Source organism: Kaistella sp. CFF1-2 (assembly GCF_059509915.1).
Genome location: NZ_JCAKLF010000001.1, coordinates 393,990 through 406,557, shown reverse-complemented (window position 1 = coordinate 406,557; position 12,568 = coordinate 393,990). Strand labels below are relative to the sequence as shown.

The 12,568-nt window shown below is 30.9% G+C and carries 11 protein-coding genes and 1 tRNA gene; all 12 read left to right on the top strand.

The window, feature by feature from the left end; translation table 11 throughout:
* Positions 1-39: 39 nt before the first annotated feature.
* The 12 genes from AC5XHR_RS01900 (at position 40) to AC5XHR_RS01845 (ending at position 12,564) form a co-directional block, all read left to right on the top strand.
* Positions 40-113, top strand: a tRNA-Ala gene (locus tag AC5XHR_RS01900).
* A gap of 152 nt (positions 114-265) precedes the next feature.
* Positions 266-1,027 carry a hypothetical protein gene (locus AC5XHR_RS01895; protein ID WP_495949084.1) on the top strand — a complete coding sequence of 254 codons (762 nt, stop codon included), beginning with the start codon at positions 266-268 and terminating at the stop codon, positions 1,025-1,027.
* Positions 1,028-1,364: 337 nt separating this feature from the next.
* A complete protein-coding gene (locus AC5XHR_RS01890) occupies positions 1,365-2,357 on the top strand; it encodes a helix-turn-helix transcriptional regulator (RefSeq protein WP_495949083.1) in 993 nt (330 codons plus the stop codon).
* A 37-nt stretch (positions 2,358-2,394) separates the two neighbouring features.
* Positions 2,395-2,784, top strand: coding sequence for a hypothetical protein (locus AC5XHR_RS01885; RefSeq protein ID WP_495949082.1), 390 nt, complete (start codon positions 2,395-2,397; stop codon positions 2,782-2,784).
* Positions 2,785-3,145: 361 nt separating this feature from the next.
* A complete protein-coding gene (locus AC5XHR_RS01880) occupies positions 3,146-4,339 on the top strand; it encodes a reverse transcriptase domain-containing protein (RefSeq protein ID WP_495949081.1) in 1,194 nt (397 codons plus the stop codon).
* Between the two features lie 10 nt (positions 4,340-4,349).
* Positions 4,350-5,627, top strand: coding sequence for a hypothetical protein (locus AC5XHR_RS01875; protein ID WP_495949080.1), 1,278 nt, complete (start codon positions 4,350-4,352; stop codon positions 5,625-5,627).
* The gene (locus AC5XHR_RS01870; RefSeq protein ID WP_495949079.1) at positions 5,624-6,841 is read left to right on the top strand and encodes a hypothetical protein; all 1,218 of its coding nucleotides are present in this window, start codon (positions 5,624-5,626) and stop codon (positions 6,839-6,841) included. Before AC5XHR_RS01875 ends, AC5XHR_RS01870 begins: the two co-directional genes overlap by 4 nt.
* Entirely contained in the window at positions 6,838-7,947 is a 1,110-nt protein-coding gene (locus AC5XHR_RS01865; RefSeq protein WP_495949078.1) for a response regulator, read from the top strand. Before AC5XHR_RS01870 ends, AC5XHR_RS01865 begins: the two co-directional genes overlap by 4 nt.
* A gap of 30 nt (positions 7,948-7,977) precedes the next feature.
* Positions 7,978-8,346: a DUF3127 domain-containing protein gene (locus tag AC5XHR_RS01860; RefSeq protein WP_495949077.1), complete on the top strand. Its 369-nt coding sequence runs from the start codon at positions 7,978-7,980 to the stop codon at positions 8,344-8,346.
* A gap of 104 nt (positions 8,347-8,450) precedes the next feature.
* Positions 8,451-9,293 carry a hypothetical protein gene (locus AC5XHR_RS01855; protein ID WP_495949076.1) on the top strand — a complete coding sequence of 281 codons (843 nt, stop codon included), beginning with the start codon at positions 8,451-8,453 and terminating at the stop codon, positions 9,291-9,293.
* A gap of 11 nt (positions 9,294-9,304) precedes the next feature.
* Positions 9,305-9,577: a hypothetical protein gene (locus AC5XHR_RS01850; RefSeq protein ID WP_495949075.1), complete on the top strand. Its 273-nt coding sequence runs from the start codon at positions 9,305-9,307 to the stop codon at positions 9,575-9,577.
* A 35-nt stretch (positions 9,578-9,612) separates the two neighbouring features.
* A complete protein-coding gene (locus AC5XHR_RS01845; RefSeq protein ID WP_495949074.1) occupies positions 9,613-12,564 on the top strand; it encodes a cold shock domain-containing protein in 2,952 nt (983 codons plus the stop codon).
* The last annotated feature ends 4 nt before the right edge of the window (positions 12,565-12,568 follow it).

Genomic DNA, 12,568 nt, shown 5'->3' with positions numbered 1-12,568 from the left:
TGCATTTCGAAAAAAAACTTATCATTGCAGAACCGAATTGGGGAATTAGCTCATCTGGCTAGAGCGTTAGACTGGCAGTCTAAAGGTGACGGGTTCGATCCCCGTATTCTCCACGATTGAATTTCAAACACTTGCAGTAATGTAGGTGTTTTTTTGTTTGGTTTAAGTACAACAAAAGTACAACAAACTTGTTGACTCAAAGATAGTTATTGTTTTCAATTGATTGCAATTATTTGTATTTTTAAAACAAATAAATACGCTTGAAATGGAAAATATTTTTTTGTATTACTGTAAGTTTCTTATTGACTCTGTAAATTATATTCAAAATCAAAAGACGAAATTTCAAAATTCAAAGTTCTTTTTGATTTTCTCGATAATAATTATTCCGTCAACATTTTTCTACTTTACTTGTATTTTCTACGAAGGCTCTATACTAGCAGGAACTTTATTTTTAGTATTAGCCCTTTTAACTCAATCTATTTTGATTCCGCCAATTTACTGTCACGTAGTTGGTAAAGATTTTTTTCAAATATTAAAGGAGAAATTTGAGCCGAAATCAATAGTTAATGTTGAAGTCAATAAAAAGAAGGTAGAAGCTTTCGGGGAAAGACCAAATAATGCTTCTTCTAAAATAATAGATCTCTTGCATATGATTTTAAGAGATTCTCACGCATTCGATATTACTAAACTTTCAGATGAAGATCAATTTAAATATGCGGATAAATTTACAAAAGGATATTTAGAATATTTTGTAAATAGTGTTTTTCAGAAGACTCCTTGCGAACTTTATTTAACATTACCACAGAATAAAGTAGCTTACCTATTACATAAAGTAATAAAACATGTTTTGGAGCAAAATGTAAAAGATTTTTCCGAAAGAGTATATTACTACAAAAGTAAAGGGTTTTTACAGATCAATTATGGCTGTACAACTTCCGCTACCAATCAAAGAGAAATTAAATCAATAGCACCCAAAATTGCTGAATTAAAAAAGTTATGCTGCGTAATTTCTATTAGTTGCATTTGATTTCATACTTGTTATTTCGTGCTAGTTTTAAACTTACGATTATGACACAAACACAAATTCAACAAGAATTCAATGAGCTTAAGAAATTACTAAAAGATAATTTCATAAACTCTAAACCTGTTCTTTCTGCAACAGAAACGGCAACTTATTTAAATATAAGTTATAGTAGACTAACTGTACGTTTTCAAAAGAAAGTGTGCCGGTTTAGTGAAGTGTTTTGTTTTTCAAATATAGTCGGAAATCTTTGAGTCGACTTAGTCAAAAAACAATAATTTATTGTAAATTGTGCAGTTGTATTGCATCATAAAAAAATTTATTTGCAACCGTAGTTTCACTCATGTCAGAAACAAAAAACGCATTTTTAAGATATCAAGTTCTTGATGAATGTTTTTCAAATATTCACAGGAAGTATTTTTTGGAAGATCTAATGAAAATTTGTTCAGATAGACTTTCAGACTACGTTGGCTTTGAAATGACTGTATCAAAAAGAACAGTGCAATATGATATAGAGTTTATGAAGGGTTCTGGCGGAAATTATGCACCCATTGAAGCATTTAAAGATGGCAGAAAGTCATATTTCAGATATTCTGACCCCGATTATTCTTTTATGAAAAAAGATTTGGACGCTTCAGAACTGTCGGTTTTAAAGGATGCATTGATTACGATGTCAAGAATTAAAGGGCTCCCTGGTTTTGATTGGGTCAATGAAATGCAAATTCAACTTGAAACAGCTCTGCAAATTGATATGAGTCAAAATAAGATTATCAATTTTGAAAGTAATGATTACTTAAAGGGAATTGAATACTTGCATCCGCTATATAGAAATATCATAAATCAGGAAGTGTTGAAAATTAATTACCATCCGTTTGTAGACGAAAATGCAAAATACATTACTATCTCCCCATATTATTTAAAAGAATATAATAACAGATGGTTTTTGCTTGGATGGAACCATAATGAAGACTACTTACAAACCTTAGCATTAGACAGAATAGTAGATTTTGCTGAAGAAAAAACAATTTACAGAGCAACCTATGTTAATTTTGAAAAGTATTTCAACGAAATTATAGGAGTGACAAATAAAGTTGATGCCCAAGTAGAAAAAGTCATAATAGAGGTGACATCAGATATTATTCCCTATTTGGAAACAAAACCAGTTCACCCCGAACAATGGTTAGAAGGAAATATTTTGACGCTGAATGTTAAAATAAATTATGAACTAGAGAGCTTAATTTTATCTTTTGGAGATAAAATGACTGTATTAGAACCAAGCGAATTGGCAGAAAAAATTTGTGAACGGGTAAAAAAACAATTGGATAATTATAAATAAAAGTATGATGGCTATGGAGAATTGTCAAAATCGGAGAATGGGAACTGTTGCTTACAGGCTGACTGGAAGACATGCTTCGTTCATAAGGTTCTGTAAACTTTTCGATATAGACTTAGGTAAACCATTCGATAAGGATAGTGCGCTATCGAAAGAGGTTTTGAATCACTTAAATAAGTATGAAATGTTTTCTAGGTTATATGAAGGTGACTATTATGCTTCTAAGACTCCTAATTCAATTGCGTTATTTCTTAACCGTCGGGAAGTTGATGTTTTGGAGGCACTAAAATACCTTAGAGAAAATTTTTCTAAAAATTTATCTGAAGGCAAGTCAACTGAAAATTCTTTAAAATATTTTTCAAGTTTTGAAGTAGATAAATATTTTGGGATAGATTATAACTTTCTGAAATTTTCAGAAAAAAAAATATGATGCAATTAGTTTGCACTTTAAGTCTCTAAGTTTGCATCAGAAAAAGAAAAGAGTTCATTGAAACATCTGCAATATTGAATTTTGTTTGCTGGGAGTAGTCTGTAAAGGCGAAACAATGATCGGCAATCAGCCAGGTTTTCTCTTATTAACTTACAGGTTTTTAGGAGATTTCTTTTGAGCGCAAAGTTAGTACGACAATTTCTTTCTGCTGATTTTTAAGTTAGGTAGAAGTATCTTCTATTATTTTCCAGGATAATATTTTATTATTTTCAAGGAAATTATAAGTAAATGATAAGATAAGAATTCATACATAAAGAATAAACCGCAGATGTTTCCGAACTCATGAAAAAACAAAATAATCATGAGAACTAAACTGACTACAGAACAAAAAAAGAAAATGAAATTAGGTTTGTCTTTGCTTAAAAGCAAAGATGATTTGGTTACACTTTTAAATGAAGTAGCAGTAATGATTTATGGTGAAGTTCCATCAGAACCTTTTGATTTAAAGCATATTACCTATTACGCTAACCCTTCTATTTCTGAAAAAAGATATGCAACCTTTGAAATCAAAAAACGTTCGGGAAAATCTCGCGTAATTAATTCACCAGTATCAGGCTTGAAGTCAATTTTGAAATGTTTGAGTGTTATATTAGAATGTTCTTATCAACCTCACTCTTCTGCAAATGGTTTTGTAGAAGGGAAATCTATCGTTACCAACGCGCAAAAACATATTAATAGACAATACGTCTATAATATTGATTTGAAAGATTTTTTTCATTCTTTTGATAGAAACCGTGTAAAAATGGGAATTTGGAAACAATTTTTTAACCTTGACAAAGAGAGAGAGGAGTTAGCTTTTCTTATTGCTGCTCTATGTACTCATCCAATCGAAATTGGAGAAGAAACTAGAATTGTTTTGCCGCAGGGAAGTCCAGCTTCTCCGGTGTTAACTAATATGCTGTGTCTTACGCTTGACAGAAGGCTGGAAGGATTGGCAAAAAGGTTTAGAATCCGTTATTCAAGATATGCGGATGATATCACCTTTTCCTCAGACAGAAATGTTTTCAGAGATTCTGAATTTCTGAAGGAATTGAACCGAATTATCGAAGAAGATCAGAAACTGGAAATTAATCCAGCTAAAACCCGACTGCAGAAAAAGGGATTCAGGCAGGAAGTAACGGGTGTAATAGTAAATGAGAAACCTAATGTACATCAAAAGTATATTAAGCAACTTCGAATGTGGATTTACTATATTGAAAAATATGGAATAAATAAGGCTGAAGCCCTGTTTCAAAAGGATTATATACGTGATAAAGGTCATGTTAAATATACAGGCAATCCAATGGTGTCGGTGATCATGGGTAAGCTTCAATACCTTAAAATGGTAAAAGGAGAGAATGATCATGTATATGTTTTGCTTAAATCCAGGTTCGAAAAAGCTATTGGAAAAGAAAATGAAATAGATTCCTTGCTTGATGTGTGGGAAAATAAAGGTATTATTGAGGCAATTGCATTTTTTGAAGGAAGCGCTGCTAACCCCAAATTGATACATTGAGACACAGATAATGAATAGGTACGATTTTTTTAAAAAGATATTACAGACTAAGAAAATGACGTCTGCACAACGTGATCGTTTCTTTAAGCTTGTCAATCGAGATATAAGTGTTGTTGATGAGGCTAAAATACCTGCGACATACAGTAATGTAATGGGTAATCAAATTATTGACGATAATGATGAATTAAATAATAATAAGATAAAAATTTTAGACGGAAATAATTCCAAAGAAATATTTAAAATACCAGAAGGAAACCAAAGTTTTGCTAGTTTTAAAAATGAGAATCAAGGGAATGCAGAAATCAAAAATGATCAACAGATAATTATCTCTCAATATAATGATCCTTCTTTGTTATATCAATTTCTTTTGAGCTATAATCAAGATTCAGTTTTAAGATCTACATGTCATGATTTTGATTCGGATATGCTAAGTGATATTTTTGGACTTCAACCTTACAATTTCCAAATTCATGTGCAAAAAATAAAAGCAGCTTATAAAGCACTACAATCGAAGTCTAACTACAGAGGGAAAATGGCCACTCTTATCTATAATTATTTACATGGAGGATCTTGGTCTACACAGCAGATTAATTTTGGTTGGAGCGATCCAAGTCTTTTGAGTTGGTCTTTAAGTCATCAAGGAGTTATGCCAAACCTAGCTGAGGATTATATTGAACATTTTGAAAATGAAGGTTTTAAGTTGGGAAATCCGTTTAAATCTTTACACTCTGAAAAAGAAATAATTTCTTTCTTAGATTTTGTATTGTTTTTTAAATCCCTATGGCATATTAAAAAAGGAAATAATCTAAAATCAATGGTTGAAATTAGAAATAAATCTTACGGTTTTGAAAGGTGGGCGGATATAAAGATTGCGGATTCCTTTAGTATTTCTACAAACTTGTACACTGACGTTGATAAATTACTCCAGGCTTATACAAAAATTCTAAATATTAGTAGAAAAGTATTTAAAGAAGAAAATAATTCAGAGCGCCCAAAATTAATCATTGATTTTTATGAGGAAGTATCAGATAACAGCATTGTCTTTTCTATTCATCATATTAATTCTGTTTTTGGCAAATCAATAAACAGCACAGTTGAAAAACCATTTGGTCAACTTATGCGACCTCTTATTAATAATCAAATAAATGGACTTTGTGATTTATTTTTGCGTGCAGAGTTTGAGGGTGCCAATTATGCAGAGATAAACTTGTGGAATGGGCAACCGAGAGAAGGTAAGCCTTTAGGAAAGTTCAAAGGTGTAGAATACTTATTAAAATTTAGGAAATGATTTATTTAATAGACGATAAAATAAGACGACAGGAGGGGTTTGGTTGGAGTAAGCAGGAGCTTAAGGAAAAAGAAGATTTCATTAAGATTTTTCACACCTATAGCCAATTTTCAGACTTGTCTGTAAGAAAAGAAATTTTCAAAGATGGAAATGTAATTTTATTTCATGAATCTTTTTTTGATTCCGAGAAAAATAAACAAGATAAAGATGTAAATGAAATAAGAACTGAATTATTGAACTTCGCAAAAGATAATCCCAATTCAATTTATGTTACATTTAGTGGTAGTAATGATTCTCGGGAATTTGAAGTAAATTCAGCAAGTGTGCCAGTGAGTATTTTATATCAAAATATGTCCGATTTTCTACTTTTCTTTCAAGAGACTGGTAATTATGACTTAAATAAGTTGCTATATGGTAGAAATTCAGATATTGAAAAAGAAATTGAGGAAAGCTTTTTACAAAAGAAAAATTCATTCAATCATATAGAGTTTAAAATTGACAGTAATGATGATATTTTATTTATAAGATCAAGAAATGATATTGAACCTCCTTTCTCTTTACCTTGTGAAAGCAGAACTTTATTTAATAAGGATGCAAATGACCACAGGATGCATGAGAAAACGCTCGAATGGTTAGATGTGCGGAAATATGAAAAAATTCTTATTCCTATTTCATTTGGTCAGACACTTTCCGATTTTAATGGTTTAAGGTTGGCAACCCATATCAGATGCACATCAACTCAGAATCAATTAACGCCAATATTCATTTATAGTTTTGTGGATTCAAAAAAACTTTTACAGAGTGAATACTTTAATATATTGAAAACAAAAAATGTGTTTTTAATTGATTATTCAGTTGTTGGCTTTGAACAAATTAAGAATTTCAATCTTCGTGAATTTGATGAATCAGAAATTTCACCAGAAATGAAAAAGTTGCAGCTGAATGTGCCAAAGGATATCGGAGACAACCATAGTGTTGCCAATGAGTGGGGGATTTTTCAAATGGCTAGAAATTCTGGAATCAATCTCAATGAAATTGAAGGTTTCGATTTTGAAAAATTGAATCGTATTTATTTTAAGTGGATGATCACAAAAAATTCGTTACATAAGCCAATTTCCAATGAACAAAAAACAGAACAGGCGCAATATGCTGAAAAACTTCAAGGATTAAAAGTGCTAGGAAAAATTGATTTAACGAAATTTCAAAAAAAATGAAATATCTATTGATTGATGATCGCGCCAATTACGGATGGAAAAGTATTCTTGAAAAAGCAGTTATTAAAGAAAATAATGCTTTAAAAGTAGCAAGTAGCTTTTCTGAGGCAATAAATTTGATTGAGACAAAATATGATATTATTTTTCTAGATGTGAGGCTTGATGAAGAGGATCATTATAAAAATAATGTGAGTGAGTTTTCTGGTTTCAAGCTATTGAAAAAAATAAGAGAAAGTTTTAAATGTGAAAATTTTTCAACTCCTGTAATCCTTTTTACTGCTTCAAATAAAATTTGGTACATTGATGCATTTCGTGAAAATGGTGCGGATTCATTTTATGTGAAAGAACATCCTGATACTGTATATTCTGAGGAATTCTCCAGAAAAAATCTAGAATTGTTACAGCAAAACTTCCTGAAATTGATTCATATTGGTGAACAGAGGAATGAAATATGGAAGTTTTGTTTTCAAATTATGAATATTCTTGAGACTCATAAGTATTTCAAGACTCAAGATTCGAAAGTTCAGAATATTAAGCAGCGGGTAATTGATAAATTGAAACTTGGATATGCGCAGTTATTTTCTAATCAAACTCAGATTGAAGCTAATGTACTATGTCATGATAAAGAATCTTTATCTTTCCTAATATTTTGGTCAATTTTAGAAGAGCTTACCAAAGTTTTTACGGATTTTAATGTAACATGGGATTCAAAGTTCAATAGAACACGAAATTGGAAGTTCAAGAATAAAGAATATTTTATTGAATTTCAGGAAAAAGAAGAAACTTATTTAATAAACTTTGATTCCAGAAATAAGGCTCAAAATGTAAAGATTAAGGATGAGCGATATTTCGATGGAGTAGTTAATCTTAGTGAACAGGTCTATTCATTAATTTATGCTTATTCAAAAGGACAAATTAGAAACTCTTTAGAAGAAAAATTTAGAAAAATCAACAGATTTAGAAATGAAACAGATTACATACACAGTAGTTTACTAAATATTTTCACGAAAAAATTACTTTCTGACGAGAATAAAATTAATGCTTTTCAAATGAATGTTGAAATATTAGAACTGATTATAAAATTATTAGAATTAGATGCTAATTAATGCCGAGCTAAAAAACTTTAAAATAGAAATATGCAAACACAAGTAAAACTCCTTCAAATTCTCCCTTTACAAACCGGAACTGGAAAAAACGGTGAATGGAAAAAACAAGACATAATTGTTGAAACAAATGATCAGTATCCGAAGAAAATATGCATTTCAATTTGGGGAGACAAAATTGACATAACTAAATTGGAATTAAATAAAAATTATGATATTGATTTCGATATTGAGAGTCGAGAGTTTAATGGTAAATGGTATACTGATGTAAAAGCATGGAGAATTTCTAGTTCTGAGAATGAGATTCTTGTAAACGATAAACAGGAAGGTGTTTTATCTCAGAAAAATGATAATGAAATTGAGGAAGAGAATGCTGAAGATGATGATGGTCTGCCTTTTTAATTTAAGATGCAACAATATTGCATAGTTAGAGGCTAATATTGCATAAAATTCAACAGATTGCAAGATGAGTTATCGGAAATCTATAATTATTAAAAACACTTAAAATGCAAGTAAATAAACTTTTTGCTCAACCTGAAGTCACGCTTAATGTCCTAAAAAATTATTTAGCACAACAGAATCGTTTTATTGAATCACAACTGAATGAAATAAATCGAAAGGAAAAAGAAGCAATTAATCAAGCATTGTCAGATCAATCTAAGCAACCAATCAAAGACAATTCAGAAAAAATTGATGAACTAAAAAGAAAGATTGACGAACTAAAGAATTCACAGGACGATTCTCCTGAAAACTCCCTTCAAAATGTGGTTGAATTATCTCCATTGTATGCTGAATTGATGAGATTAGAGGGTGATTTTGAATATGATATTAAAGGTCATTATATAAATATCTTTAACGAACAAAGAAGCTACTTGGATGGTGAATTTTCGTCAATTCAAAACAACTCTAATTTGATTTTAGTTTATTCACAACTCGAAATATCCTTAAAGGAAATTTGTGACAAGCTAAGAAAAGAATTAAATATCCCAATTTACGTAAATGAGTTAAAAGGAGATGATATGCAGGCAGTTCGCAAGTATTTAACCAAATTTTGCAATGTAAATGATCACGTCTTCAAATCTCAGGACTGGAAATTTTTGGATACAATGCGTAAAATAAGAAACAGTATTGTTCATAATGCTAATGATATCAGTTTTTTACTAAGGGAAGATGTCAAACTTGTCGAAACACAGCAATATCTTTTAGAAATATCAAACGTTGACGGGGTAATCATGCTCGATTCCAAGATTTTCGTCATAAAACCTGAGCTAATTGAACAAACCATTGAGAGGATAAGGTCATTGTATTTTGATTTGAGAATGGAGCTTGCAAAGCATAGAAACAAGTAACCTATTAAATTATGATACGGTATTTAGAGTGCTTAATGACACCTATTCCGGATGGAAAAGAATTGTCGCAAAAACAAATAGAATGTTTACTTCGCAAGAGAGGTTATAAAAGAGGGGAATGTGAATTTATAATGGAACTAGGAAGTCGTTCCAATATTGTAACTTTAACAGAAGACGGCATAAAAATCAGAGCGCGGATCCCAGGTTATGGAGAATCTGATTTCTTAAAATATCCAGTTACAAAAGCACAAATGAAATCTTTTTTATCTGAAAATGAAGTGTAAAGTATTATCACAGTCACAAAGTACATAAAACAAATATGGAATATATTGGTCTGGTAAAATGGTTTGATGTTGAGAAAGGTTTTGGGGTTATAATAAACCCTGAAATTGGAGATATATTTTTGCACAAAAATAATCTTGAGATAATTGGAGAAACTGTAACTCAACAAGAACCAATAGTTTTTGAACTATCCTTTGATAATACGAAACAAAGAAATATCGCTGTTAATGCAAAAAAAGCGGAAACATTGGAACACTTTTTTTCTTTGATGAAATATTTGGGAGCAAATGACAACGTTGATATTGAAGTTAATATACCAAGAAGTGGATTTAATAATGTTTACCAAGGTAAAGAAATTAGAAAATTTAGTCTTTTAGAGGTTGTTTTTAAAAAAATATTTTCTGGAAAAGAAGTGCAAGAGGCAGTAAGTAGTATTGTTAGATATTTAGAGGGCAACCTTGATGTAAGCAAGCAAAAGGACTTTTTAGATTTCTTATTTGTCAATATTGTAAAGGTATTTAATGATGACGATGCTACCAAAATTTATTCAAAGCTTATTTCCGAAGTTGGAAAGAATTTTTCTTCAGAAGAATTGTATAATTATTGGTTAATTTCAAATTTTGACCTTTCCTTATTGCCTTCTGATAGAAAAGAATATTTTTTTTTGCATTCAAGCTCTTCAAAAACTGAAAAAACAAGGATTCTAAAGAATTGTAATAGAGAAGAAAAAATTCAATTGCTTAAATCCACTAATGAACTCTACAGCGCTGAAGATACCCTGTTGATAATGCGGGACTTTGTTATTTCGCATTATACTATACCTAAAGAATCATTGAGTACTTGGAAAAAGGATGATGAGAAGTTCAAAAATTATCCTGAGGATTGTAAATATTTAATTCAGGAAGTGCAGGATTTTGTTACTGCTGATTTAGATTCTTCTTCTTTAGTGACACTATTTCGTTCTGAGCTTATACCCGCATTTTTCTTTAACATTAGACTTGGGGAGACGATTGTAAAATATACAGACTCAGAATTAGAAAGAAATTTATATTATAACGCGAAGCCAGGTTATTTTGATAATAATTGGAACTTTCTTTGTGTTTATTTTGAAGTTTTAGAAGAAAGAAATGAATATGATTATTACAGACTTCCAAAACTTTATGACTTTGCAAAGGAATATGCAGGTTCAAATTTTGATTTTTTTGATAACGTTGTTTATCATAGCATTAAAGATAAATCCCAGTTCTTGAAGTTATGGGAAGCAGGTAAGGCTAGTAAGTTTCCAGAACTGGAAATTCGGGAATATGTTAGTAGCGAAGTTGATTTTCAGCAAAGAACTGACAATTGGATAAGGAATAATAGAATTTCGAGAGAAGATCTTGGGAATATTCTTATTAGTATGCTTTCCAATTCTAATGCACTACAAAACAGAATTGAATTTTCTAAAGCTTTTCGACTTATAACATGGTATGCAAATAATGATTGTACTGTTCAAATTAAAGAATTAAATAACCCCCATTTTGAAATCATTTTATGGTTTTTAGATAAGGAAGAGGTTTTCTCTTACACTGATCTATGTGATGCGTTCATTTATTTCAAGCCAGAGCAACAAATTAGAATTCTCCGCAAACTTTTCTGGTTAAAAGCTATAAATAAGTTTGATTTTTCAATTGATGAATTGTCTAATTTATCTAGATTCGATTTGGATTTATACAATCTGAATGAGGTTTATAACCCTGAGGTTGAGGTGGATATTTCTACAGAAATTCTTATTCAGGCGCTTAGAAATTTTCATCAGCAGAAGAAATTTCTTATTGAAAGCGAACTCTTCAAATTTGCCTTGGAAAGAATGCGGAATAAAGAAACCTGCAAAATAAAATTGGGTCATTATTTTGAATTTTGTAAAGGAAGGCAAATTGCTTCTTATGATTGGAAAACAAAAGGAGATATAATTAATGCTGGAGATTATTATAGAATTATTTTTGATTACAATCCTACTCTTGTCGAAAGCGTTCGTGCTTTGACAGGACGTAGATGGGACCCTAATGAAAAGGAATGGCAGGTGCCAACAGTAAATAAAGAAGAAGTTCATGAATTTGCCAAAACTCACCGGTTTTTTATAAATGAGGAGGGAAGCAAATACGCTAATAATACCCATTTGGTAGAATTCAAAAGAGATGTAATTCCGTCTGGTATTAGATATTGTGAGAGTATAAAAGCATATAAAAAGCACCAAGTTCTAAAAAAAGAGTTTTGGTGGTGCAAAGGGGAGCCATGCTTTCAGAATTGTGAAACAGTACATTTACCTGAAAAATGGGAAGAATATACATTATTGGATTTCCTAGAGATTCTAAACTTCAATACAGATTCAACAAATACGGTTGGAGGAATAGTTGTAAAAGGGAAGTATTACGAATTTATTTCGCTAATTAATCGGTTTAATAGATTATTAGAAAAGTTGTATTGTGATGAATGTAATCATATTTTGTTTCCAGTTGAAAGTTCAAATTTTGCAGCTTACACGGTAGTGCGATTTAAATGCCAGAATTCAAACTGTTCCTGTAAAGACAAAGTGGTTTATCTAAACCATTGCCTTAATGGTAAATGTGGTTGTATTATTGACAGTCGAGAGTCAAAGAAATGTAGTCACGGTCTGTACATATGTTCAAACTGTGGTAGTTGCTGCTCACACAATATGCTCGAAAGAAGGCTTAATAATTTAGAGCTCACAGGAGGTTATATTCATAGTAATCTTAGATATTTGGTTGAATACAAAGAAGGTCACCTTGAAAGAGCAGAGTATTTTTGTCATAAATGCGCATCAGCAATGGTGATGGAGAATATTCATGATGTTTTTAGCTGTGCTTGTGGGGTGCAATACGATACAAGGCCTTATAAACTAAAGAGACCTTATAAAGGTTTACCTAAGCATAATTCGTCTGGAAGCAACGTCAAAGATGACTTTTTAGATGAAGATTTACCATTTTAAATGA

What these genes read in the sequence shown, in the direction of transcription:
- AC5XHR_RS01895 (WP_495949084.1), top strand. Translation starts at nt 266, where the DNA reads ATGGAAAATATTTTTTTGTATTACTGTAAGTTTCTTATTGACTCTGTA.
- AC5XHR_RS01890 (WP_495949083.1), top strand. Translation starts at nt 1,365, where the DNA reads ATGTCAGAAACAAAAAACGCATTTTTAAGATATCAAGTTCTTGATGAA.
- AC5XHR_RS01885 (WP_495949082.1), top strand. Translation starts at nt 2,395, where the DNA reads ATGGGAACTGTTGCTTACAGGCTGACTGGAAGACATGCTTCGTTCATA.
- AC5XHR_RS01880 (WP_495949081.1), top strand. Translation starts at nt 3,146, where the DNA reads ATGAGAACTAAACTGACTACAGAACAAAAAAAGAAAATGAAATTAGGT.
- AC5XHR_RS01875 (WP_495949080.1), top strand. Translation starts at nt 4,350, where the DNA reads ATGAATAGGTACGATTTTTTTAAAAAGATATTACAGACTAAGAAAATG.
- AC5XHR_RS01870 (WP_495949079.1), top strand. Translation starts at nt 5,624, where the DNA reads ATGATTTATTTAATAGACGATAAAATAAGACGACAGGAGGGGTTTGGT.
- AC5XHR_RS01865 (WP_495949078.1), top strand. Translation starts at nt 6,838, where the DNA reads ATGAAATATCTATTGATTGATGATCGCGCCAATTACGGATGGAAAAGT.
- AC5XHR_RS01860 (WP_495949077.1), top strand. Translation starts at nt 7,978, where the DNA reads ATGCAAACACAAGTAAAACTCCTTCAAATTCTCCCTTTACAAACCGGA.
- AC5XHR_RS01855 (WP_495949076.1), top strand. Translation starts at nt 8,451, where the DNA reads ATGCAAGTAAATAAACTTTTTGCTCAACCTGAAGTCACGCTTAATGTC.
- AC5XHR_RS01850 (WP_495949075.1), top strand. Translation starts at nt 9,305, where the DNA reads ATGATACGGTATTTAGAGTGCTTAATGACACCTATTCCGGATGGAAAA.
- AC5XHR_RS01845 (WP_495949074.1), top strand. Translation starts at nt 9,613, where the DNA reads ATGGAATATATTGGTCTGGTAAAATGGTTTGATGTTGAGAAAGGTTTT.